The 22,753-nt window shown below is 57.5% G+C and carries 20 protein-coding genes and 1 pseudogene; 10 read left to right on the top strand and 11 right to left on the bottom strand.

Translation table 11 applies throughout. From position 1 onward, the window contains the following. Positions 1 to 52: 52 nt before the first annotated feature. Together ACYZUM_RS03125 and ACYZUM_RS03130 are read right to left on the bottom strand one after the other, a co-directional pair. Positions 53 to 745, bottom strand: a complete 693-nt coding sequence (locus ACYZUM_RS03125) for a pseudouridine synthase (RefSeq protein WP_108181935.1) — start codon at positions 743 to 745, stop codon at positions 53 to 55. Between the two features lie 33 nt (positions 746 to 778). Then, positions 779 to 1,009, bottom strand: coding sequence for a cysteine-rich CWC family protein (locus ACYZUM_RS03130; RefSeq protein ID WP_041070414.1), 231 nt, complete (start codon positions 1,007 to 1,009; stop codon positions 779 to 781). Positions 1,010 to 1,385: 376 nt separating this feature from the next. Here ACYZUM_RS03130 and ACYZUM_RS03135 point away from each other — a divergent pair, with 376 nt between their 5' ends. From ACYZUM_RS03135 to ACYZUM_RS03155, 5 genes are all read left to right on the top strand, one after another. Then, positions 1,386 to 1,649, top strand: a complete 264-nt coding sequence (locus tag ACYZUM_RS03135; protein ID WP_041070412.1) for a hypothetical protein — start codon at positions 1,386 to 1,388, stop codon at positions 1,647 to 1,649. 179 nt (positions 1,650 to 1,828) lie between these two features. Further along, positions 1,829 to 2,224 (top strand): hypothetical protein, encoded by a 396-nt coding sequence (locus ACYZUM_RS03140; RefSeq protein WP_108181936.1) that lies wholly within the window; start codon positions 1,829 to 1,831, stop codon positions 2,222 to 2,224. A gap of 202 nt (positions 2,225 to 2,426) precedes the next feature. Further along, positions 2,427 to 3,635, top strand: coding sequence for a glycosyltransferase family 4 protein (locus ACYZUM_RS03145; RefSeq protein ID WP_108181937.1), 1,209 nt, complete (start codon positions 2,427 to 2,429; stop codon positions 3,633 to 3,635). A 36-nt stretch (positions 3,636 to 3,671) separates the two neighbouring features. Continuing rightward, entirely contained in the window at positions 3,672 to 4,532 is an 861-nt protein-coding gene (locus ACYZUM_RS03150; protein WP_108181938.1) for a hypothetical protein, read from the top strand. Positions 4,533 to 4,534: 2 nt separating this feature from the next. Next, entirely contained in the window at positions 4,535 to 10,054 is a 5,520-nt protein-coding gene (locus tag ACYZUM_RS03155; protein WP_108181939.1) for a calcium-binding protein, read from the top strand. Positions 10,055 to 10,122: 68 nt separating this feature from the next. On the opposite strand, the gene ACYZUM_RS03160 is transcribed toward ACYZUM_RS03155, so the two are convergent. After that, positions 10,123 to 11,235 carry an enoyl-CoA hydratase/isomerase family protein gene (locus ACYZUM_RS03160; RefSeq protein WP_108181940.1) on the bottom strand — a complete coding sequence of 371 codons (1,113 nt, stop codon included), beginning with the start codon at positions 11,233 to 11,235 and terminating at the stop codon, positions 10,123 to 10,125. 132 nt (positions 11,236 to 11,367) lie between these two features. Between ACYZUM_RS03160 and ung the strand changes: the two genes are divergently transcribed. Then, positions 11,368 to 12,060, top strand: coding sequence for a uracil-DNA glycosylase (ung, locus tag ACYZUM_RS03165; RefSeq protein ID WP_108184367.1), 693 nt, complete (start codon positions 11,368 to 11,370; stop codon positions 12,058 to 12,060). A gap of 126 nt (positions 12,061 to 12,186) precedes the next feature. Here the strand turns inward: ung and ACYZUM_RS03170 are convergent, their stop codons facing one another. The 5 genes from ACYZUM_RS03170 to ACYZUM_RS03190 form a co-directional block, all read right to left on the bottom strand. Next, complete coding sequence (locus tag ACYZUM_RS03170) at positions 12,187 to 13,221, bottom strand: AbrB family transcriptional regulator (RefSeq protein WP_108181941.1); 1,035 nt, start codon at positions 13,219 to 13,221, stop codon at positions 12,187 to 12,189. Beyond that, positions 13,214 to 14,728, bottom strand: coding sequence for a tripartite tricarboxylate transporter permease (locus ACYZUM_RS03175; RefSeq protein ID WP_041070400.1), 1,515 nt, complete (start codon positions 14,726 to 14,728; stop codon positions 13,214 to 13,216). Before ACYZUM_RS03175 ends, ACYZUM_RS03170 begins: the two co-directional genes overlap by 8 nt. A 1-nt stretch (position 14,729) precedes the next feature. Further along, the gene (locus ACYZUM_RS03180; protein WP_041070398.1) at positions 14,730 to 15,188 is read right to left on the bottom strand and encodes a tripartite tricarboxylate transporter TctB family protein; all 459 of its coding nucleotides are present in this window, start codon (positions 15,186 to 15,188) and stop codon (positions 14,730 to 14,732) included. 58 nt (positions 15,189 to 15,246) lie between these two features. Then, positions 15,247 to 16,224, bottom strand: coding sequence for a Bug family tripartite tricarboxylate transporter substrate binding protein (locus ACYZUM_RS03185; protein ID WP_041070529.1), 978 nt, complete (start codon positions 16,222 to 16,224; stop codon positions 15,247 to 15,249). A gap of 94 nt (positions 16,225 to 16,318) precedes the next feature. Then, complete coding sequence (locus ACYZUM_RS03190; RefSeq protein ID WP_108181942.1) at positions 16,319 to 17,611, bottom strand: OprD family porin; 1,293 nt, start codon at positions 17,609 to 17,611, stop codon at positions 16,319 to 16,321. A 237-nt stretch (positions 17,612 to 17,848) separates the two neighbouring features. On the opposite strand from ACYZUM_RS03190, the gene ACYZUM_RS03195 reads away from it, so the two are divergent. Beyond that, positions 17,849 to 18,520 carry a response regulator gene (locus ACYZUM_RS03195; protein ID WP_041070394.1) on the top strand — a complete coding sequence of 224 codons (672 nt, stop codon included), beginning with the start codon at positions 17,849 to 17,851 and terminating at the stop codon, positions 18,518 to 18,520. Next, entirely contained in the window at positions 18,513 to 19,898 is a 1,386-nt protein-coding gene (locus ACYZUM_RS03200) for a sensor histidine kinase (protein ID WP_142579908.1), read from the top strand. Before ACYZUM_RS03195 ends, ACYZUM_RS03200 begins: the two co-directional genes overlap by 8 nt. 50 nt (positions 19,899 to 19,948) lie before the next feature. On the opposite strand, the gene ACYZUM_RS03205 is transcribed toward ACYZUM_RS03200, so the two are convergent. Both ACYZUM_RS03205 and ygfZ read right to left on the bottom strand, forming a co-directional pair. Then, the gene (locus ACYZUM_RS03205; protein ID WP_086792023.1) at positions 19,949 to 20,770 is read right to left on the bottom strand and encodes an HDOD domain-containing protein; all 822 of its coding nucleotides are present in this window, start codon (positions 20,768 to 20,770) and stop codon (positions 19,949 to 19,951) included. A gap of 35 nt (positions 20,771 to 20,805) precedes the next feature. Then, a complete protein-coding gene (gene ygfZ / locus ACYZUM_RS03210; RefSeq protein WP_108181943.1) occupies positions 20,806 to 21,747 on the bottom strand; it encodes a CAF17-like 4Fe-4S cluster assembly/insertion protein YgfZ in 942 nt (313 codons plus the stop codon). Positions 21,748 to 21,896: 149 nt separating this feature from the next. Between ygfZ and ACYZUM_RS03215 the strand changes: the two genes are divergently transcribed. Next, positions 21,897 to 22,151 carry an FAD assembly factor SdhE gene (locus ACYZUM_RS03215; RefSeq protein WP_007963266.1) on the top strand — a complete coding sequence of 85 codons (255 nt, stop codon included), beginning with the start codon at positions 21,897 to 21,899 and terminating at the stop codon, positions 22,149 to 22,151. Then, positions 22,135 to 22,587, top strand: a complete 453-nt coding sequence (locus ACYZUM_RS03220; RefSeq protein ID WP_108181944.1) for a protein YgfX — start codon at positions 22,135 to 22,137, stop codon at positions 22,585 to 22,587. Before ACYZUM_RS03215 ends, ACYZUM_RS03220 begins: the two co-directional genes overlap by 17 nt. On the opposite strand, the pseudogene ACYZUM_RS03225 reads toward ACYZUM_RS03220, so the two are convergent. Then, positions 22,556 to 22,747: pseudogene (locus tag ACYZUM_RS03225) on the bottom strand (L-aspartate oxidase); the annotation flags it as partial. The gene ACYZUM_RS03220 and the pseudogene ACYZUM_RS03225 overlap by 32 nt on opposite strands. Positions 22,748 to 22,753 lie beyond the last annotated feature (6 nt).

The following is a 22,753-nucleotide window of genomic DNA, read 5'->3' on the forward strand; positions in this document are numbered from 1 at the left end:
CGCAAGTGCCGTTGGTAAATTGTTCGACAACTTCTGCTGAGCGGTCGCCGGCTTAGAACAAATGAATCTCTTCGGTGCGCAAAGCGCGGTACTCGCCCGGTTTTAGCGCGTTATCGAGCGACAGCGCGCCCATGGATTCGCGGTGAAGGCGCATGACTTTGTTGTTGAAGTGACCAAACATGCGTTTTACCTGATGGTAGCGACCCTCGACGATACTGAGGCGCGCCGCTCTCGGGCCCAGCACTTCGAGTTGCGCCGGTTGTGTGGTCAGGTTTTCGAAGGCGAAGTAGAGGCCCTCGGCAAACGTGACCGCGTATTGCGGCCCGATCTCCTGTTCGGTTTCGACGTAATAGACTTTTGGCAGTTTGGTCTGTGGCTGGGTCAGACGCCGTGACCAGCTGCCATCGTTGGTGATCAGCATCAGCCCGGTGGTGTTGAAGTCCAGACGCCCGGCGATGTGCAGGTCGTCCTTGTCCGGTTCATGGATCAGATCGAGCACGGTCGGGTGCTGCGGATCGCGGGTCGCACTGACGCAGCCAAGCGGTTTGTGCAGCATGAAGTAGCGCGCCGGTTTACCGACTTGCAGTACCTGCTCATCGACTTCGACGCGGCTGAACTCCAGCACTTCGCTGTGCGGGTCGCTGACGACTTTTCCGTCGATCCGCACGCGCTTTTCCACCAGCAACAGGCGAACCTGCTGACGGTTATAGCGGGGCAGGTTGCTGAGGAAACGGTCGACGCGCATGGTCAGAAATCGGCGGACAAAGGGCCGCGCATCTTACGTGATCGGCCGCGCTGCTGCTTGCAGCTGCGCCTCGACCTGCGCGCAGCGCGGGCACAGACAGGATTTGTCGCGCAGCGCCGCTGGCAGCGCCTCGAGGACTGCAGGATCAATGCTCACGCCGTAGCACCAGCAGGCTCGGTCAGCGGTTCGCGGGTCGGCAAGGCTGCAATCATTGCGTGCGCCGCAGGCCGGGCAGAGGTCGGGTTTAGTGTCGGAATCAGGCATAAGTCGGGTGAGGCATTTCCACGCAGGTGCGGTTACGGCCGGTTTGCTTGGCCCGTTACATCGCATGATCGGCCCGAGACAGCAGGGTATGCAAGGTGTCATGAGCATGTACGGTGGTGGCACCGATGTATTCCCGGACATTACTTAGGCTAACTGTGGGAGCGAGCCTGCTCGCGAAAGCGGTGGGTCAGCCAACGTAAATGTCGTCTGACGCTCCTTCTTCCTTCGCGAGCAGGCTCGCTCCCACAGGTGGGCAGTGTGACTGGCGCCGCTGATCTGAAGCCTTTCCGCGCCCGGCACTTGCCCCGGACCTGACAGTCAAAACTGTGTCGGCTGCGCTGTCTTGCTGTGGCCGCTGGTCTTTCAGGAGGCCGTCATGAGTACTTCAAAACTGTTGCGCCGGGTGCTGCTGGGAGCGGTGCTCGGCTTGGGGCTGTCCGGGTGTTATTACTACGCCGGTCCTTACGATGCTTACCCTGCCACTTACTACTATCCCGGCTATTACTCACCGTATTACTACGGCGGTTATTACGGCCCGCGCTACTACGGTGGCGGGCACTATTACTACGGCGGTCACGGCTATCGCGGCGGTTATGGACGCGGTTACCACGGCGGCGGCTATCACGGTGGGCACCACTGATCGGCGGCTGAATGACAGCGTTTTCCAAATGAACAGGATTTCATCAATCACATGTTTCAACTTGTTACGAAAGCGCACCAGATTCGGAAAACGCTGTCAGATAATTCGTCAGTCATCGAATAAACGACTGATGCCTGCCAGCGTCGCTGGTGCGGCTACCCGCGGTCCAGGAGGCCGCCATGTATCGACGAATTCTTCTACTTGCTGCGATGATGTTTTCCGTTGCCGGTTGCGCTCCTTACTCCTACGCAGACAGTTACTACAGCTCGGAGGTCTACACGTCACCCGCTCCCGCGTACTACAACACTGGCGGCACGTATTACAGCGGTGGCAGCACCTACTACTCGGCCCCTCGCTATTACCAGGCGGCCCCGCGTTACTACCAACCGGCTCCGCGTTACTACTCGGCGCCGCGCTACTACCAGCCAGCGCCACGCTACTACGAAAGCCGTCGCTGGCACGACAATGATCGTGGCCATTGGGACGGTCACCGTGGTGGTTGGGATCGTGACCGTGGTGGACGCGATCATCACGGTAACCGCGGCGACCACGACGGGCGAGGCGGTCGCTGGTAATCATCCGCAAACCAAAAAGCGGCGCATTGAGCGCCGCTTTTTTTGTGCCTGCTGAAAAGTGCATGGATAGCTACATCTCCTAGGAAGCTCTCGGAAGGTTCCTACAGTTTTATTTCTTAATGTTTGATAGCGTTTATTAAAACCCATTGATGTTGGAGGAACTCAATTTTGCGGAGTTGTATAAACATGGAAGTCTTCACGTATGAATTTACTTGTTATTCATCAGAATTTCCCCGGTCAATTTCGTCACGTCGTATTGGAAGCGCTTCGCAGGCGGATAAAAGTACTTGCGATTGGGCGTGATACGGCACCGGGTGTCGTTGGTATAGAACTGCGTCAGTATCGGTCTTCAAGAATTGACTTCAATATTGGTCATCCATACTTGCGTGGTTATGAAGTGGCTGTGCGAGATGGGCAAAGTGTTTTCGAACTGCTGAAGAAGCTTAAGCGTGAGGGATATCGACCCGATATTATTCTTGCTCATCCAGGATGGGGTGAATCGCTATTCGTCAAAGACGTGTACCCGAATGTGCCCCTGATTCATTTCTGTGAATATTATTATCGTGCACAGGGAGCGGACTCTGGTTTTGATCGAGAATTTGCCGGTGCGTGGGATGCATCATCACGATTAAGAGTCTTGAACTCCATGCATCTTCTGAATATTGAACAGTGTGATGTTGGAATTGCGCCTACACAGTGGCAGCGTAGTCTTTTTCCTCAAGCCTATCAGCCCAAAATTCGTGTCATTCATGAGGGAGTGATTCAAACACTGCATGCAGAAAAAGTTGAGGCAGTAACACTGCCCAATGGCGTGGTGATTAAAACGTGTCAACCCATCGTGACGTACGTCGCCAGAAACCTCGAACCCTATCGTGGATTTCATGTATTCATGAGATCCATTCCCCATATTCAAGCCCAATGTCCAACCGCACAAATAGTCATCGTCGGCGGAGATGACGTCAGCTATGGAAGCAGGCCTGTCGGTTTCAAGAATTGGCGAGAGCGAATGTTGTCGGAGGTGGATTGCGATACTTCAAAAGTGCATTTTGCCGGGAGGCTGCCTTACCAGAAATATAGAGCGGTCCTGGAGCTTTCGAAGGTGCATGTATACCTGACTTATCCGTTTGTTCTGTCTTGGTCGTTGTTGGAGGCCATGGCGTCTAACTGTGTGGTGATCGGCTCTGACACAGCCCCGGTCACTGAAGTTGTTGTCGATGGGGTTAATGGTTTTATTGTCGATTTTTTTGATGGTGAAGCTATAGCGGCCAAAGTGTGTGGGGGATTAAGGTGTTTCAAAGAACTCGATGATCTCAGAAACGCGGCGAAGAGAACAGCAAACCGGTTCTCTATAGATAATGGCTTGAAAGGTTACTTTCAGATTTTTGAAGATGCAGTGGCGGGTCGGTTTTAATTGGCGTGTTTCGTTATTTTGAAATGGAGATTTGAAATGTTCAAAGTTTCACGCAAGGATGCTTTAAAAAAAATCAAGGTCTTGGTGAAGTACGGTCTGATTCTGCTGATGTGTTATTGGGTTGTGAATTTTTATATCGAATGGGAGGAAGCAGCAGAGCGCAGGGCGATTTACCAAAAGGAGCAAGGGGACTGCAGCAAAAAGCTCGCCGGTATGGAGCGGGTTCCTATCAAGGGCGGGAGTTTGCTCGATCGGACCCGGATACCCGGGTTCCACTTCGGATCGACATTGAAGAGTGACGGATCGTGCATTGCCGATATTCTTGAAGGTTCGTTTTGGTGGACGGGAACGGAACTTCGTACGGAGTATGAGATGAGCGGGATAGAACCACCTGCCGGGTGGGGATACTTTCAGGTCGCGGCCATTCTTTCTACCCGGACGGGACGCACTGAGCCGCACAGGATGGGGTATCGACATACAGACTGGCCGGATGATCTGATTGTGGTACTGAAAAATTATCCAGGATTAGAACTTTGGCTTAATGCTCCCCCGCCTCATTTCAAGAATGCCTTTTCCGTTACCACATTTGTTATGCGTGATTGGCGTCGGCATGACGGAACACCTAGGACGATAGATTGTGATGGATTGAATTATCCTGGCGACAAGATTAAGGCGGCTGGTTTGGGCAGGCTGGACTTGTTGAAGTTTAATAAAGAACAATTGGAAAATCTGGATTTTGGAGAGTTACAGACCTACTGCACAGTCGAGCTCTACAGTTTTGATTTTGCAGGTGGGATCGGACGTATCGGGCTGGACACAAGTTCGTTACGAGGTGCGCCTGAGGCGATTAAATTTGTTAGTGACTATCTTTCACGCGCCATAATTACAGGGAAGTAACTATGAGTTATGTTTTTGATGACTTACAAAAGTCAATGGTGCTACAGGCTGCTAGTATTTCTGAGGGGATGTGGTTTGATCAGGATGCTCAAAGGTATAAAGCCTCTGCGGAGCAGGGGCGAAATTGTGCTAATTTTTATCGGGTTTTATCCAAAATCATTGGCGAAAAAATTTCTGAGGATATTTTCTCCGAAAAAGATGTGGTTGATGTTTTGAAAAGCGCGAGGCTTTGGCTTGATGTGGCAATTGATGCCAATGGTGGGCAGGGTGCTTACTCTGCTTTGATTCGTGCCTATACCATGCGCCAAGGAGAGCTTAGATCAAGTAAAAGGTTTACTGATTCGGAAATGCAGAAGTCCTCTAATCAGGTCGCTGTAAATTTCATGAATACTCTGGCTAATGGATCAGTTGAGTATGATTTGGCTCCATGGACCGTACCTTCAATAAGCCAGATTGCCGCCATCGATGCGAGTGCTATTGGACGGGTTTTATTTGATGATATTGGAACGGACGATACCGCTACAAGCCGTAATGCAGGTTGGTCTGGAACCATCGGTTTCAGCCTGTTAGGTGGCAAACCCCCGTATGAAACCTGGAGACTGATTTCCGCAGGCGACCCCAGTTCAGAAATCAAAGGTAATCATGAACTGGCTAAAGTTAATAGACTCGATGATTTCAAGAATATTCTATTTGCCATTGACTCATACAGTGTCGGCCTTCGCGCGGCGGTCAATAACTTTGGCCTCAATGTGCTTGAGAGCGTGTTTTCCGTAGTGCCCGAGCAAATAAAAATTGCAATGGCCAGTGGAAACACCAACCCATTAATCCAGTATGTGGTGAAAGGCACACCCATTTCTCCCATCGTTGATCTGATATTGCGATATGGCAAAAATGCATTTTTTGACATGTTCAGACGAACATACGACGGCGGCTCTGATACCACGCCTACAACCGATCAAACGTTCGCGGCCAACGCCTACACATTTTTCTCAGGGTTTGCCCCGACGCAATCCCAAAGCATTGTTACCAAAACCATTGGCGAATATGGCAGCGCCACAGGATGGGCACGCCTCGCCATTCAGGACACGCCGCTTGGTATGGCTTTGCGCAATTCCCTGAAACAGCTCAGTGAAATAGTCATGGAGCGAGAGGACGGTTTCCCGGGTCGCGAACTGGAGCTTTATGACCCAGCAACTGGCAAAGGCTTTATTACCGAACAGTGGATTTTGGATCGTGCAGACATGTTGGCCCGGTTGATATCCAGAACCCATGGTTCGTTCGGAGAAAACACACTGCAGAAATTTTCTTTCACGGATATCGCATCGGGCAAACAGGCGCCCATGACCACTGGCGTATCCAACCCACTGGTGATGTTCGGTGACGACGGAGGGCGATCTTTCGGTGGCGCGACAAATGCCGATCATCTGTATGGCGGTGCGGGCAATGACTCGATCAGTGGACTGGCAGGTAATGACGTTATCGAAGGTGCTCGCGGTAACGACTGGATAAGCGGTGGCGACGGCAATGACGCGCTATACGGGATGGCGGGTGATGATGTTTTGATCGGCGGCAAGGGTAACGATTCTCTGACCGGTGGCGAGGGTAATGACCGATACACGTTTTACAGTGGTGATGGAATCGATGAAATTTTCGATGCAAATGCTGATGGGCAGTTATTGATAAATGACCGTCCGATTCCCGCCGTCAAACGCAGTGCTCTTCTGAGCAACACATGGTTCACGCAAGACCGATCCATAACGTTGACGCTCATTGAAGAACTCATGGAAAACACACTGAACATCCGCTACGGCCAGAGCGATCTGATCGTAATCAAGCACTACAGGCCGGGAATGCTGGGTATTCAGCTCCCGGACTTCGATGGCCACACCTTTTCAACACCCGATCTGGTTATCCAGGGTGACTGGAGAGCCGCCGATACGGACCCCAATGTTCCCGGTGATCAGCTTTCCTACGATGACTTGGGTAACGTTGTGCTGTTGCCAAATGTAAAACAGAGGAATAAGGCCGACGCACTTTACGGATCGCCCAAAGACGACGTCCTCCTTGGGCTTGGCGGCTCCGATCGACTGTTCGGACAAGCTGGAAACGATCGATTGTTTGGAGACAAACAGTCAACCCTGGAAAAAGCTCTGGCTGATGGTGTCGCCAAGGGGAAGGTCGGTCGTGGCGATTGGCTGGATGGTGGGCAGGGCGATGATCTGCTGGTGGGGACTGCCTCTGGAGACGTGCTGCTCGGTGGCAACGGTCGAGACACACTGGCTGGGGGGGCGGGTGATGACTTCTTGCACGGCGACGATACGACTGGGGTACTGGAGCAAAACTGGAAATATAAACGACATGAAGCCGTTCTTGCCCAAGGCGTCATCAGCTTGCGCACCACCTTCGACAAATCCTCCGTGACAGATGCATTGGAAGGAGGCAACGACGTTCTGTACGGCCAAGGCGGGAGAGATGTTCTCACGGGCGGTTGGGGCGAGGACGTGTTGGATGGCGGAACTGAAGATGATCAGCTGGGCGGCGACGGAGGCGATGACACCCTGACGGGTGGCAGTGGCAATGACACATTGTTCGGAGACAACCTTGATTGGGGCGGAGGACTCCAAAGCAAGCACCATGGCAACGATCTGCTGGAGGGAGGCAGTGGCGACGACGCTCTCGCTGGCAACGGCGGTAGCGACGTCTTGTATGGCGGCCCCGGCAATGATGTCCTGAAGGGGGATGACGAGGTATTGGATGGTGTGGCGGGTGACGCTAGCCATTTCTTCGGACGTGACTTTCTGGACGGTGGTGCGGGCGATGACACCCTTTGGGGCGGCGGTGCTGATGATTTGCTGTTTGGTGGGGCAGGAAATGACGAGCTGGTTGGCGATTACTACGACCATCCGATTCGCCACCACGGTGATGATTTCCTTGATGGCGGTATGGGTGACGACACGCTTCAAGGCTTGGGTGGCTCCGACACACTCATAGGCGGGCCGGGCGCTGATGCTCTGGATGGCGACCAGCCAAACCTGCCATCCGGCGGCACCAACGATGACCTCGTTCGAGGCGATGCCGGAAACGACACCCTTTGGGGGGGCTTGGGCGCCGACACGCTTTACGGCGGTGCTGACGATGACTTGATGTCTGGCGACTACGAGCAGACGCCTGAAGGCGAACAGGGTGCAGATTATCTGGACGGTGGTTCAGGCAATGACACGTTGCTGGGCGGCGGTGGAAACGACACGTTATTTGGCGGGGAGGGTGTGGACTACCTGCGCGGTGACTCAGGAAATAATGTGTTTGAGGGCGGAGCCGGTAACGACTACCTGGAAGCGAGGGACGGGGATGATATTTACTATTTCGGAGCCGGTGATGGGCTTGATGTAGTTGTAGACGCCGGTGGCAACAATGTCATGAAGTTTGGAGCCGGTTTTTTTGCGGATAATCTGAAAGTTGAAATTATCGATATTGAAATGGGTTTGGTATTGCGGCTGGCTAACGGAGTAGGTGACGCCGTTCTGATAAAAAATCACGAGACGTGGCGAGACTCAACTTTCAGTTTCAGTGATGGAGTGGTCTTGAGCTACCAGGATGTCATCAAGAAAATGCTTGCTCCGGTAGTTGTGATGGAACCGCCGGTAATGGAAGTGGTGGACAAGGCAGACATAGAAGAAACAGAAGACACGGGTGAAGACAGCGGTATCGCAAGCGTTCCCGTCCTGTCAGCCATTGATGTTTCGAGCGAAGGAAATGAGGCGGAATCGGGCAATGGCATTGAAGGGGTGGAAAAATTCCTTGGGGAAATTCAAGGAAGGCGTTCGAAAAACAGGCAAGCCACGGGTTTCACACTCAATGATCAAGGTGTCTGGGTCAGAAATCAGATTGTCACGACTGATACGGGTTACATCACTTATACCGACTTGATTGATGAAAGCATCGAAAACGGATCCTTGTCTGACACCCCGCAGTGGATGAACGCTCCATCTGGCAGAGCTGTGTACAGCGACAGGCAGACGAGCTCTGCATCACACTCCTATTTCAAAAATACAAAGGCTGAGGGGGCAGCAAACCCATCGAACCACAAACCTCAATATTATCGATCTGGTTCGGGTGGCGGGTTTTCGTTTAAAGCAGGAGACGTGCTGGTAGAGGATAGAAACAAGTCAGGGACTATCGAAGGTTGGTACATCTATCCTGCAGCAAGCTTCAACGCTGGCGAAACTGTTCGTAAAGAATTTCGCCGAGATGTAAAGACCGAAACCATCAAGCACAAGACTGTGCAAGGTGACGCCGGCGGCGGACGAGTGAACCTGGAAGTTGGAAATACCTTTCATGGCGGTAAGGGTGATGACCTGATAGTCACTTATGCACGCTCACTGCTTGACTATGGCTCAGTGAATGACCGGATTCCTGGTGCTGTTTTATCGGCTGGGGCAGGCAACGATACGCTGCTCGGATCCGAGGGGGGCGATTATTTAATCAGCGGTTCAGGGATTGATTGGCTCTACGGTGAAAATGGTGCCGACACCTACACTGTCCAAGCACACGCTGGCGCAACGACCATTATTGCGGATGTACTGAGTCCTGTTTTTCACCGCCCGGAAGTGGGTGTGACGGGGTGGAAAGACGAGTATGGGCTGATCGATCAAGATGTTGTCATTCTTCCAGACGGGGCAAGGCTGGACGAGCTGCAATTAAGTTGGGGGGCGGCGTTGATTGAAACAGTCAATATCGAATTGGCCCCCAATCCGTCACGTGACAACTATCGCTATCCACCTCGAGCGAAGATGCTCTATTCGACCCTCGATATTAAATGGGGGACTCAGCAGGTTCGTATCGTTTTACCCAATGCAGGGGATCTCCAGGGCTCCGGGATCGAAGTCATAAGGTTTGCCGACGGCACAAGCATCAGCCTTAAGACTCTTCTCGAGTCTAGTCAACTGGGCCCTGCCCCGGATACTTACCATAATGCCGTCGTCATTGATGATGCAACTACCGCCCAATCTCTTCGAGATGCTCAAACGCTGCCACTGGTGGGCGGTCACGGTAATGATTTGCTAACGGGTAGCTCTGGCGAGGATGTGCTGCTGGGTGGCCCAGGTAATGACACGTTGTCCGGCGGTGCGGGCGATGATGTTTATAAATATGATGGTCTTGGCAGGGACGTGATTGATAACTCGGGCGGCGGTATTGATGGTATCGATTTTTCAGATGTTGACTTGAATATCGGGCAATTGAAATTCCATCGCGAAGGTGATGATCTGGTAATCGTTGTGAATTACGGTGTTTCACCGAAGGTGCGAGTTTCCAATCATTTTTCTGGAGGGGAAAGCGCCATCGGCTATATAAGAGTTAGAAGCGGAGGTAAAGCGACTCAGGACTATACTGCCACTGAAATTGCTGAACGTTTGCATCCTCTACCTCCGTTAAGGGATGTGGAGGATATCTTGATTAAGAATAACGAGGAATCGTCAATCGCTATTGCGGAAATAGTAAAGTTTTACGAGTTGAATAGTTAGGTTTAATAAGGTCAGTTAAAGTTCGCCCGCGACAGGCGACAAGCGGGGCTATCGCGGGCAGTTGCCAATTAATACTGCGACAGATCCGCCAACGGATGCCGACCTTCCCACACCTTGTGAAAATGCGCCTCGACCACCGCCTCCGGGACGTTATTGATGTCCGGCCAATGCCAGTGCGGCTTCTGATCCTTGTCGATCAGTCGCGCGCGAACCCCTTCACTGAACTCCGGATGCCGGCAGCAATTGAGGCTCAGGGTGTATTCCATCTGAAAGACTTCCGCCAGTGACAGGTAGCGGGCGCGGAGGATCTGTTCCCAGACCAGATGCGCGGTCAGCGGCGAGCCTTCGCTCAGGGTTTTCGCGGCGCGGGCGATCAGCGGGTCGTTGCTGTCGCGTTGCAGGCTGATGGCTTTCCAGGCGCAGGTGACGTCGCTGACGTCGAGCAGTTCGTCGATCTGCTGGCGGCGCGGCAACCACTGCGCCTCGGGCATCTGCCCGACGGCTTCCTGTTGCAGGGCCTTGAGCAGACTGTTGAGTTGCATGTCGGTTTGCTCCTGCCAGTTGAGTTGCAGCAGGCCTTCGATCAGTTGCGGTTGCTGCTCTTCAAGCAGAAAGCGGTCGGCCAGATCCAGATCGATCGCATCACGCCCGTTCATGTGCGCACCGGTCAGACCGAGGAACAAGCCGAGCTTGCCCGGCAACCGGGAGAGAAACCAACTGGCCCCGACGTCCGGATACAGACCGATGGTGATCTCCGGCATCGCCAGGCGACTGCTCGGCGTGACGATCCGCGTACTGGCGCCTTGCAACAGGCCCATGCCGCCGCCGAGCACGTAACCGTGGCCCCAGCAGATCAGCGGTTTGGGGTAGGTGTGCAGGCTGTAGTCCAGGCGGTATTCGGCGGCGAAAAACTGCGCGGCCAGTGGCGGCACTTCGCCGGGATGGGCGCGGCAGGCTTCCACCAGGCTGCGTACTTCGCCGCCAGCGCAGAATGCCTTGACGCCATTGCCGCGCAATAGCACGCAGACGATTTGTGGATCCTTGGCCCAGGCGTTCAGTTTGTCGCTCAGGGCGTTGATCATCGGCAGGGACAGCGCGTTGAGCGACTTTTCAGCATCCAGGCTGGCGATCCCGAGGCGGGCGCCGTCGCTGCCGGTGAGTTCTTCGAAGTGCAGATTCATCGTGACCTCGATCGGGAATTTGAACGATCAGTATGATCGCTGTGTGGGAAAGTGCCGGATCTGCGTCAGATCAATTGACAAGCGTGGTCGGCTTTCCTAGGGTTCGCCCCATTGTTTTTGCCGGGTATGACCATGACTGCTGACGACCGTATCAAACTCGAACCGAGCTGGAAGGAGGCACTGCGTGCTGAATTCGACCAGCCTTACATGGCAGAGTTGCGCAATTTTCTGCAGCAGGAGCGGGCGGCCGGCAAGGAGATCTATCCGCCGGGACCGCTGATTTTCAACGCGCTGAATTCGACGCCGCTGGATAAAGTCAAAGTGGTGATCCTCGGCCAGGACCCGTACCACGGCCCGGGCCAGGCCCATGGCTTGTGCTTCTCGGTGCAGCCGGGCGTGCCGGCGCCGCCATCGCTGGTTAACATCTACAAGGAGTTGAAGCGCGACCTGAACATCGACATCCCCAATCACGGCTACCTGCAGAGCTGGGCCGATCAGGGCGTGTTGATGCTCAACACCACCATGACCGTCGAGCGCGCCAATGCCAACGCGCACAAGGACAAGGGCTGGCAGTTCTTCACCGACCGGATCATCGAACTGGTCAGCGAACGCCAGCCGCATCTGGTGTTCATGCTGTGGGGCGCGCATGCGCAGAGCAAACAGAAGCTGATTGATGCGACCAAGCACCTGGTGCTGACCTCGGTGCACCCGTCGCCGTTATCGGCGTATCGTGGCTTCCTGGGCTGTGGGCATTTCAGCCGGACCAACAAGTTTCTTGAGCAGAATGGTGAAGCGCCAATTGAGTGGCGTCTGCCGCCGATTTGATGGGTTGAATGGGCGGGCCCTATCGCTGGCAAGCCAGCTCCCACAAGGTTTCAGGGGTGTACACACGATTTGTGCCACCCACAATCCTGTGGGAGCTGGCTCGCCGGCGATGAAGTCGACTCGGTATTACTCGGGATTACGATTCCAATACTTGAACAACGGCTCCGCCAGAAACAGCACAAACAACAGCCGCATCACTTGCATCGCCGTCACCAGCGGCACCGACAGTTGCAGGGTTTCCGCCGTCAGACTCATTTCGGCAATGCCGCCGGGCATCATGCCCAACGTCAGCGAACGCAGATCCAGATGGGTCAGCGCACTCAAGCCCAGTGCCGCCAGGGTGGCGATCAACATGGTCAACGCCGTGCCGATCAACGTACGCCCCATGAATGACGGCGCGCGCCGGAAGAACTGCCGATTGAAGTGACAGCCCAGTCCGCTGCCGATCAGCCACTGGCCGATCTGGCTGCCTCCGTCCGGCAGGCCAATGTGCAAATCCCAGGCAATGCTCACCGTGGCACTGACCAGCAACGGGCCGAACAGCCACGGATTGGGTTGACGCAAACGCTGCCAGAGCCAGGCGAGCAGGGCGCCTGTGGGAAACAGAATCGCCAGCCAACGCCAATCGACGTTGCCGGCGTGGGAAATTGGCGTGCCGTCGCCCAGCAGATACTTGAACGCAGCCGGCACGCACAGCACCACCACCAGCACCCGCAGACTCTGCCCGGCCGCGACATGGCTGAGCAACGCACCATTGCGCGCGCCGAGATTGACCATTTCCCCGGAGCCGCCGGGCATGCTCGAGAAAAACGCCGTGGCGCGATCTTCGCCGGTGCGGCGCATCAGCCACACGCCGACCACCGCCGAGAGGCTGGTGACCAGCGCACCGAAGAAAATCAGGCCGAAGTGACTGAGCACCTGCTCCATCACCAGCGGGGTGAAGTGCAGGCCGATGCCGATGCCGACAATCCATTGGCCGCATTTGCGCCCGCCGGGGATTTCCGTAAGTTGCCACGGGGTCAGGCAGCGCACCAGGATGATCGCCAGCAACGAGCCGACCATCCACGGTAGTGGCCAGCCGATCTGGCTGGCGATAAAACCGCCAAGCAGACCGACCAGCGGGGTGGCCCACCAGCTTCTGAGGGACGTGCGATCAGACATCGGCGATGGCGCGTTGCGCTGCCGCACGTTTGCGCCAGATGCGGATGATCGGCATCAGCAGCATGATCCCTGTCAGTACCCAGACGCCGAGCGTGATCGGGCTCGACCAGAGGATTTCCAGCGCACCGTTGGAGATCGACAGGGCGCGACGCAGGTTCTGCTCCATCAGTTCGCCAAGAATGAAGCCCAGCAACAGCGGCGACAGCGGGAAGTCCAGCTTGCGCAGGATGTAGCCGAAGATGCCGATACCGATCATCAGGAACAGGTCGAACGTGGTGGCATGCACGGCATACACGCCAATCCCGGTGATGATGGCGATGACGGGCACCAACGCCCAGTTCGGCACGGCGAGGATGCGGGTGAAGATGCGGATCATCGGGATGTTGAGGATCACCAGCATGACGTTGGCGATGAACAACGAAGCGATCAGGCCCCAGACGATGTCCGGTTGCTGTTGGAACAGCAGCGGCCCCGGAGTGATGTTGTACAGCGACAGGGCGCCGATCATCACCGCCGTGGTGCCCGAGCCGGGAACACCGAGGGTCAGCATCGGCACCAGCGCACCGCAGGCCGCACCGCCAATAGCCGTTTCCGGCGCGGCGAGGCCTCGGGCATCACCTTCACCAAACTTGCCGCTGGTGCCGGCGATGCGTTTCTCGGTCATGTAGGCCACGGCACTGGCGAGGGTCGCGCCGGCACCCGGCAACACGCCCATGATGAAACCCAGCACGCCGCAGCGGACGTTGACCACGAATACCGAAGCCGCCTCCTTGAAGTTGAACATCATCCGGCCGGTGGCTTTCACCGCTTCCTGGCCGTGGTGGGTTTTTTCCAGCAGCAGGAGAATTTCGCTGATGGAAAACAGGCCCAGCACCAGCACCACGAACTGAATGCCGTCGGTCAGGTGAATGTTGTCGCCAGTGAAACGGTACACACCGCTGTTGGCGTCGATGCCCACGGTCGACAGGAACAGGCCGATCAGCGCCGCGATAAACGTCTTCAGCGGACGATCACCGGCCATGCCGCCAAGGCAGACAATCGCGAACACCATCAGTACGAAGTATTCCGCCGGGCCGAAGGCAATCGCCCATTTCGCCAGCAGCGGGGCGAACAGCACCATGCCGCAGGTGGCAATGAATGCACCGATGAATGAGCTCCATGCCGACAGCGACAGCGCCACACCGGCCAGACCTTTGCGGGCCATCGGGTAACCGTCGAGAGTGGTCATCACGGTGGAGGCTTCGCCTGGAATGTTCAGCAGGATCGAGCTGATCCGCCCGCCGTATTCGCAGCCCAGATACACTGCCGCCAACAGAATCAGCGCCGACTCCGGCGGCAGGCCGAGGGCGAATGCGATCGGGATCAGCAGTGCCACACCGTTGATCGGACCCAGGCCCGGCAACAGGCCGACAACAGTGCCGATCAGTGTGCCGCACAGCGCGGTCACCAGGTTGTAGGGGCTCAGCGCAACGCCAAAACCCTGACCCAAATAGCCAAGAGTATCCATATCAGTTCTCCAGAACGCTGAGCAGGCCAAGGGGCAGCGGAACGTCCATCAAACGGTCGAACAGCAGGTAAAGACCGATGGCCATCAGGCTGATGATCGCCACGCTGGGCAACCAGCGACCGCCGTACAGGCGTGCCATCGGGATGCCGGTGATGACGCTGGCGATGATGAAACCCAGCGATTCAAATGTGCCGGCGAACACCAGCAGCAGGACGACGCAGATGCCGATCTTGATCAGGGTTTCGCGATCCAGCGGCGGTTCGTCCGCGCTGTGTTTGATGGGGGCCGGGCGGAACACCATGTACAGCAGCGCCAGGCCCATCAGGCCGAGCATCAGCAAGGGAAAGGCACGCGGGCCGACCGGTTCATAAGAAAAAGCCGCTTGATACGGCCACGCCATCAGCGCCAGGCCGACGCAGGCCAGCAACAGCACCGAGGCGAAAATGCGTTGTAAGAGCATGGGGAACTCCTGTGCCGAGGCCTCGATGCACGAGGCCGCAGCCGCTAGAAAGAGACGATCACTGAATCAGGCCGAACTCTTTGGCCAGCACCTTGTAATCCGCCACCTGCTTCTTCACGTAGGTGTCCAGCTCCGGGCCGGTCATGGCGAACGGGAACAGTTCACGCTGATCGCGCAGCTTGGCGAAATCGTCCGAGGCCAGCAGTTTGTCAAAAGCGTCTTTCCACCAGGCGTAGTCTTCGTCGCTGACTTTTGGCCCGAGGTAGAAACCGCGAACCACTGGCCAGACGATGTCGTAACCCTGCTCGCGGGCGGTCGGGATGTCTTTCATTTCCGGCTCGTCGAGGCGTTTGTCGGCGAATACTGCCAACAGGCGCATGTCACCGCTCTGGATGTGCGGCATGGAGTCGGAAATGTCGGTGCTGCCGACCTGGATGTGCCCGCCAAGCAGCGCGGTGGCAATTTCGCCGCCACCTTCGAGGGCGACATAACGCAGGTCACGCGGGTTGATCCCGGCAGCCTTGGCGATCAGGGCGGTTTGCATCCAGTCCTGGCTGCCGACGGTGCCGCCGGAGCCGATGACCACCGAGCTCGGATCTTTCTTCAAGGCTTTGACTAGATCGTCGAGGGTCTTGTAGGGCGAATCGCTTTTCACCGCGATGGCGCCGTAGCTGGTGCCGACGGCCGCGAGCCAGCGCACATTGGTCTCGTCGAAACGACCGAACTTGCCTTGCGCCAGGTTCAGCAGCGAACCGCTGGACCACGCCACCAGCGTGCCCGCATCGGCCGGACGCTGAGCGACGACCGCGTTGTACGCCACCGCGCCGACACCGCCGGGCATGTAGGTCACACGCATCGGCTTGGTCAGCAGTTTTTCATTGACCAGCGCGCTCTGCGCCAGTTTGCAGGTCAGGTCGAAACCGCCGCCGGGGGAGGCCGGGGCGATGCATTCCGGGCGCTTCGGTTCGGCCATCAGTTGGCCGGCGAACAGCATGACGCCAGCGGCCAGAGCAACTTTACGCAGTGATAAGTTCATTGGTTTCTCCACGGTCTTCTTGTTGTAGGGCTTTTTGCAGGAGCTGCCGCAGGCTGCGATCTTTTGATCTTCCAACCCGCAGCATTTCAATCAATTACCAAAGGGCAACGCTATAGCTCACCAGCAGACGCACTTCATCGGCATCGCGAGCGGAGTAGTTGGAACGGTAGGTGGCATTACGCAGGCGTACGGCAACGTCCTTCAAGGCGCCGCTTTGTACTACATATTTGATCTCGGTGTTGCGCTCCCACTCTTTGCCTTCATCGCCGTTCTTGAGCTTGATGTTGTCACCGCTCAGGTAACGACTCATGAACGACAGGCCGGGGATGCCGAGGCGCGCAAAGTCGAAGTCGTAACGCGCCTGCCAGGAGCGTTCCTCGGCGCCGGCGAAGTCGTTGATCTGCACGAAGTTGACCAGGTACGGGTCGCTGCCATCGACATACGGGAAGGCGCTGTCGCCGGACATGTGCTGATAACCGGCGGTGAACTTGTGGCCGCTCAGGGCATAGCTGACCAGGCCATTGAGCGAGCGGTTGTCGATCTCGCCACCACGGGCCGCGCCCTGATCGTCACTGACCGCAAAACGCAGGTCGGTTGCGAATGTGCCCGGGCCCATCGGCCGCGAGGCGACCAGGCCGAAGAAATGCTGGTTGTAGACTTCGTCGAGTTGGGCGAAATGGTAGCTGCCGGTGATCTTGTCGGTGAACTTGTAGTCCACGCCGGCAAAATCGAAATGCTTGCCGGCCACGGTGCCAGCGAAACGGCTGTTCTTGTTATTGAGGGCAATGTCCTCGAAATCGGTGCTGTCGCGATCCTTGGCTTTCTCCAGACGCCCGCCGGTGAAGGTCAGGTTCTTGATCTCTTTGGAGGTCAGCAAACCGCCCTCGAAGGTCTGCGGCAGGATGCGCCCGTCGTTCGGTTTGAGGATCGGCAATTCAGGCATCAGGCTGCCGATTTTCAGTTCGGTGGCAGAGATTTTCACTTTGCCGGTCAGGCCGACCTTGGAATATTCGTCAGCGGCGCGCCCGTCATCGTGGGTCGGCAGCAGGCCGGTGCCGGTGCGATCCGGACTCGAATCAAGTTTGACCCCCAACATGCCCAGCGCATCGACACCGAACCCCACGGTGCCGTCGGTGTAACCCGATTGCAGGTTGAGCATGAACCCTTGGGCCCATTCATCCCGCTTGCTTTGCTGGGCACTGGTGCCGTCGCGAAAGTCGCGGTTGAAGTACATGTTGCGGGTTTCGAAGGTGGCGGAACTGTCTTTGATGAAGTCGGCGTAGCTCAGCGGTGAAAAACCGGCGAGGGCGGCGGCACTGGCGAGGGCGGTGTGGCTGAAACGCAAAGGGCGAGCGGGCGTGAAAGCCCTGGTCTGCAAGGACGGCATGCGCGGTGTACTCCGTTTATTGTTCTTATTGGTCGAAAACGCTTCGTGGCGTTTTTCGTAGCGCTGTGTGGCAGCAGCGACGGCAGTCGAAACTGTCCGTGACCGGACTCTAACGGCCTAACCTTTCGCTAACCTTTCAGCTGGATTTCGCGGTTTTCGGGCTTCACAGTGGCGGTTGCGGCTGTAAACTCCGCGGCAAAGAATGGCGTCGGCCATCCCTGAATGAGGTAAGGATCCATGCGTGTTCTGCTCGTCGAAGACCATTTGCAGCTGGCCGAAAGCGTCGCCCAGGCGCTCAAGAGCACCGGTCTGACTGTGGACGTGTTGCACGATGGCGTGGCCGCCGACCTGGCGCTGGGCAGCGAGGAGTACGCGATGGCAATCCTCGATGTCGGCCTGCCGCGCATGGACGGTTTCGAGGTGCTGGCGCGTCTGCGCGCACGTGGCAAGAATCTGCCGGTGTTGATGCTGACGGCGCGCAGCGATGTGAAGGACCGTGTACACGGCTTGAATCTCGGCGCTGACGATTACCTCGCCAAACCGTTCGAACTGAGCGAGCTCGAAGCGCGGGTCAAAGCCCTGCTGCGACGCAGTGTGCTCGGCGGCGAACGCCAGCAGCGTTGCGGCGTGCTGGCCTACGATCTCGACACCCGACGTTTCAGCCTCGGCGAAGAATTGCTGACCCTGACCTCTCGCGAACAGGCCGTGCTCGAAGCGTTGATCGCCCGCCCGGGGCGGGTGATGAGCAAGGAGCAACTGGCGGCTCAGGTGTTCGGCCTCGACGAAGAAGCCAGCCCCGATGCCATCGAAATCTACGTGCATCGCCTGCGCAAGAAACTCGACGGCCAGCCTGTGGCGATCGTGACTTTCCGTGGCCTCGGTTACCTGCTGGAAAGCCGCGATGCATAAGCCCAGCAGCCTGCGCTGGCGGTTGCTGTGGAACCTCGCGTTGCTGCTGGTGGTGTTGATGCTCGCCAGTGGTTTGAGCGCGTACTGGAACGGACGCGAAGCCGCCGACACGGCTTACGACCGAACCCTGCTGGCCTCGGCGCGAACCATCGCCGCCGGCCTCTCGCAGCGCGACGGCACGCTCAGCGCCGACGTGCCCTACGTAGCCCTGGACACCTTCGCTTACGACAGCGCCGGGGGGATTTACTACCAAGTCAACGACATCCACCAGAAGCTGATTTCCGGCTACGAAAACCTGCCCGGGCCGCCACCCGGTACGCCAAGAACCGACGATTACCCGGCGCTCGCGCGCTTCTACAACGCGACCTATCGCGGGCAGAATGTGCGCGTGGTCAGCCTGCTCAAAGCGGTCACCGAACCGAACATGAACGGCATGGCGGAAATCCGCGTCGCCGAAACCGATGAGGCGCGCGTCGCCATGGCGCGCAGTCTGGCGGCCGATACGCTGTTGCGTCTGGGCATGCTCGCCATCGGCGCATTGTTGCTGGTGTGGTTCGCGGTGAGTGCTGCGCTGCGCCCGCTGGAGCGTCTGCGCACGGCGGTGGAGGAGCGCCAGCCCGATGATTTGCGGCCGCTGCCGCTGGTGGAGGTGCAACATGAATTGTGGCCACTGGTGCGCGCGCTCAATCACTTCACCGAGCGCCTGCGTGGGCAGTTCGAGCGGCAGGCGCAGTTCATCGCCGATGCCGCCCACGAACTGCGCACGCCACTGGCGGCGTTGAAGGCGCGGCTGGAGTTGGGGCTGCGTTCCAGCGAACCGGAAACCTGGCGCACAACCCTGGAATCATCCGCGCAAAGCACCGATCGCCTGACCCACCTGGCCAATCAACTGCTGTCGCTGGCACGGGTGGAAAACGGTGCCCGGGCGATTGCCGAGGGCGGCGCGCAATTATTGGATCTGAGTCAGTTGGCCCGCGAACTGGGCATGGCCATGGCGCCTCTGGCCCACGCGCGCGGCGTCGCACTGGCGCTGGAGGCGGATGAACCGGTATGGCTGCGCGGCGAGCCGACGTTGCTCAATGAACTGTTGAGCAATCTGGTGGACAACGCCCTGGCGCATACGCCACCGGGCGGCAACGTGATTCTGCGGGTCGCGGCACCGGCGGTGCTTGAGGTTGAAGATGACGGGCCGGGGATTCCGCTGGAGGAGCGTGATCGGGTGTTTGAACGCTTCTACCGGCGCAATCAACAAGTGGCGGGTTCAGGGTTGGGGCTGGCGATTGTCGGAGAGATCTGCCGGGCGCATCTGGCGCAGATCACCTTGCATGATGGCGAGCAGGCCGGTTTGAAGGTTCGGGTGAGTTTTATTGCCGGGTAGCAGCCGAGAGGGCTTTTGTGGCGAGGGAGGAAGCTCCCTCGCCACGAGTATCAGTAAAACATCGTCCGCGACTCTTCCAGATCTGCGCACAATTGCTTGTTCTCCGGATCGATCCCAAGCTTTCTGAATGCCGGCACACTGAGCGGGTCAATCCGTGAAATCGGATGATCGCTGTCTTTGTGGCAGTACAGGCTCGCGACCTGCACCAGATCGACGTAATCGATCTGTGCCGAGTCGCGCTTGAAATCCAGGTACAGCCCAGGCAGCTCCACCAGTTGCTCGGGAAATTCCCAAACCCGCAACAGCTTGTCGCCCAGCAGCGGGTGAATGTGGTCGATCACATGATTGAGGCTGACCGGATCCGACAGCAGTTCGTAGTGATCTTCGGCGTAAGTCAGGATCGGCAGCACGCCGATCTGATGCACCAGTCCGCCCAGCGCTGCCTGATCAGGTTTGAGTTGGGTGTGGCGGCGGCACAGGGCGTAGCTGACGCCGGCGATTTCCAGGCTCTTGCGCCAGACTTCGCGCATCTTCTGTTCGACCACGTCGGAGCGGGCGTGGAAGATCTGTTCCATCACCAGCCCGATCGCCAGGTTGCTGCTGTAGTTCACCCCCAGCCGGGTGATCGCGGTGTGCAGGTCGGTGACTTCCTGGGTTGCACGCAGCAACGGGCTGTTGACTACTTTGATCAGGCGCGCCGACAGCGCCGTGTCGCGGCCAATGACTTTGCTCAGATCGCTGACGCTGATCTCCGGGTCTTCGGCGGCCTTGCGAATTTGCAGGGCCACTTCCGGTAACGTTGGCAGAACCAGGTCATCGTTATCGATGGCCTCAACCAAATCCTGTTGGACCTTATCCGCCAGCTCGCTCATGTAGATTCTCTAGGGTGTTGCAACAAAAGCTGCGATCAGCGCTGGATTTCGCGGTCGCGATCCAGTTCGTAGGGCAGGTCGAGCAAATGCAGGGCTGGCCCTTCGAGGGCGCCCAGGTGCAGATCACCCGCTTCGGCAGCTTCGGCCTGCAACACCGCCAGCAGTTCAATCTTTTCTGCGGCGCGGGCGGCAATCACCACTTCGCCGATGGCGCTGCTGTGGCTTGGGGCGAACAGCAGGGTGCCCGGCTCTGGCAGTTCAGTCGCGTCAAGTTCTACGCGATAGAGGCGACGCTTGAGCTTGCCCAGGTACTGCATGCGCGCGACTATTTCCTGTCCGGTGTAGCAACCTTTCTTGAAACTCACGCCGCCGACGGCCTGCAGGTTGAGCATCTGCGGGATGAACAGCTCGCGGGTGGTCGGCATGACCTGACCGATCCCGGCGCGAATCTGCCCCAGCAGCCATTGGTTCAGCTCGCCTTCCGGCAGGGCGGCGACGAGTTTGGCCTTGATGGCATTGGCTTGATCGGCCGGTGTCCAGAGCTCGGCGCGATCCGCCGAGACGCGAATCGCGATCAGGCCTGCGTTGCGCACCACGGCATCGGTCTCGCGCGGCAGGTCCAGACCCAGGCTGGCCAATGCGGCGTCGCCGTGTTCCAGGCCAAAACGCACCCAGGCGGCGCTTTCGTCGGTCAACTTGGATTTGGAGAATACGGCGTACTTTTTCAGATCTGCCAGTTGCGGCTCCAGCAGTTCGCTGGCCATCGCCAGCAGCACGCCATCACCTTCGAGAAGAATGCGGAAGCTTGACTGCATCCGGCCTTTTTGCGTACAGCGTGCGCCAAGGCTGGCCTGGCTGTCGCTGAGGTAATTGATGTTGCAGGTCAATTGGCCTTGCAGGAATTTGCCGGCATCCGCGCCGCGAACCGCGAGTACGCCTTCATGAGACAGGGTGCAGAAAAAAGCAGAATCGGCCATGGTTCATCGCAGGGTAAAAAGTCTGGGGCACATCATAAGGGCGCGTTGTTGAAATGGGTAGTTGATAAAGGATCGGTGGTGCCCGACCAAAGCCGACTGTGCGACCCGCGCCGGGGCTGTATACTGCGCGCCTATTTGAGGAGGGCTCCATGGTCGAACAAGTTGAACTCAATCGCCTCTTCTGGCACAGCCGCCGCGGCATGCTGGAACTTGACGTGCTGCTGGTGCCGTTCGTGCAGGAGGTCTATCCGCACCTCAACCAGGTCGATCGCGACTTGTATGTCCGACTGCTGACCTGTGAAGACCAGGACATGTTCGGCTGGTTCATGGAGCGCAGCGAATCCGAAGACCCGGAACTGCAGCGCATGGTCCGGATGATCCTGGACCGTGTTCAGCCCAAGTAATACGTTCGAATGCCGCTGGCATGCCTCACGGCAGTTGCTGGCGGCGTATCTGTTGGCCCAGGCGTTCGCACTGGGCGTGTTGTTTCTCCTGTCGATTCCACTCTGGGCCAGTCTGCTCGGAGCTTTCGCCTGTCTGCTGCACGCCGCGTGGGTGCTGCCACGGCAGATTCTGCTGAAGCATCCGCAGGCCTTTTGCCGATTACGCCGCGACGCCGATGGCTGGCAGTTGTGGAATCAGGCAGTGGGGTGGCAAGCCGTACAGCTGTGCCCTGACAGCCTGGCGTTGCCCTTGATTGTGGTGCTGCGCTTTCGTCTGCGCGGCGAGCGGCGGGTGCGTTCGATCTGCGTACCGCGAGACTCGCAGGCGGCGGATGTGCACCGACGCCTGCGAGTGCGGCTCAAGTTCAGCCGGCGTAGGTGGGCGGCACCAGAATAGTGTCGAGCGCCTCGGGCAGCAGGTTCGGATAGTCGAGTGTGTAATGCAGGCCGCGACTTTCCTTGCGCTCCATGGCTGAGCAGATCATCAGCTCGGCGACTTGCGCGAGATTGCGCAGCTCGATCAGGTCGCGACTGACTTTATAGTTGCTGTAGAACTCGACCCT

The sequence above is a fragment of the Pseudomonas sp. m6p genome (genome assembly GCF_055760375.1).

Bases quoted from the DNA above. Each gene is read 5' to 3' on its own strand.
- ACYZUM_RS03125 (WP_108181935.1), bottom strand. From the start codon at position 745: ATGCGCGTCGACCGTTTCCTCAGCAACCTGCCCCGCTATAACCGTCAG.
- ACYZUM_RS03130 (WP_041070414.1), bottom strand. From the start codon at position 1,009: ATGCCTGATTCCGACACTAAACCCGACCTCTGCCCGGCCTGCGGCGCA.
- ACYZUM_RS03135 (WP_041070412.1), top strand. From the start codon at position 1,386: ATGAGTACTTCAAAACTGTTGCGCCGGGTGCTGCTGGGAGCGGTGCTC.
- ACYZUM_RS03140 (WP_108181936.1), top strand. From the start codon at position 1,829: ATGTATCGACGAATTCTTCTACTTGCTGCGATGATGTTTTCCGTTGCC.
- ACYZUM_RS03145 (WP_108181937.1), top strand. From the start codon at position 2,427: ATGAATTTACTTGTTATTCATCAGAATTTCCCCGGTCAATTTCGTCAC.
- ACYZUM_RS03150 (WP_108181938.1), top strand. From the start codon at position 3,672: ATGTTCAAAGTTTCACGCAAGGATGCTTTAAAAAAAATCAAGGTCTTG.
- ACYZUM_RS03155 (WP_108181939.1), top strand. From the start codon at position 4,535: ATGAGTTATGTTTTTGATGACTTACAAAAGTCAATGGTGCTACAGGCT.
- ACYZUM_RS03160 (WP_108181940.1), bottom strand. From the start codon at position 11,235: ATGAATCTGCACTTCGAAGAACTCACCGGCAGCGACGGCGCCCGCCTC.
- ung (WP_108184367.1), top strand. From the start codon at position 11,368: ATGACTGCTGACGACCGTATCAAACTCGAACCGAGCTGGAAGGAGGCA.
- ACYZUM_RS03170 (WP_108181941.1), bottom strand. From the start codon at position 13,221: ATGTCTGATCGCACGTCCCTCAGAAGCTGGTGGGCCACCCCGCTGGTC.
- ACYZUM_RS03175 (WP_041070400.1), bottom strand. From the start codon at position 14,728: ATGGATACTCTTGGCTATTTGGGTCAGGGTTTTGGCGTTGCGCTGAGC.
- ACYZUM_RS03180 (WP_041070398.1), bottom strand. From the start codon at position 15,188: ATGCTCTTACAACGCATTTTCGCCTCGGTGCTGTTGCTGGCCTGCGTC.
- ACYZUM_RS03185 (WP_041070529.1), bottom strand. From the start codon at position 16,224: ATGAACTTATCACTGCGTAAAGTTGCTCTGGCCGCTGGCGTCATGCTG.
- ACYZUM_RS03190 (WP_108181942.1), bottom strand. From the start codon at position 17,611: ATGCCGTCCTTGCAGACCAGGGCTTTCACGCCCGCTCGCCCTTTGCGT.
- ACYZUM_RS03195 (WP_041070394.1), top strand. From the start codon at position 17,849: ATGCGTGTTCTGCTCGTCGAAGACCATTTGCAGCTGGCCGAAAGCGTC.
- ACYZUM_RS03200 (WP_142579908.1), top strand. From the start codon at position 18,513: ATGCATAAGCCCAGCAGCCTGCGCTGGCGGTTGCTGTGGAACCTCGCG.
- ACYZUM_RS03205 (WP_086792023.1), bottom strand. From the start codon at position 20,770: ATGAGCGAGCTGGCGGATAAGGTCCAACAGGATTTGGTTGAGGCCATC.
- ygfZ (WP_108181943.1), bottom strand. From the start codon at position 21,747: ATGGCCGATTCTGCTTTTTTCTGCACCCTGTCTCATGAAGGCGTACTC.
- ACYZUM_RS03215 (WP_007963266.1), top strand. From the start codon at position 21,897: ATGGTCGAACAAGTTGAACTCAATCGCCTCTTCTGGCACAGCCGCCGC.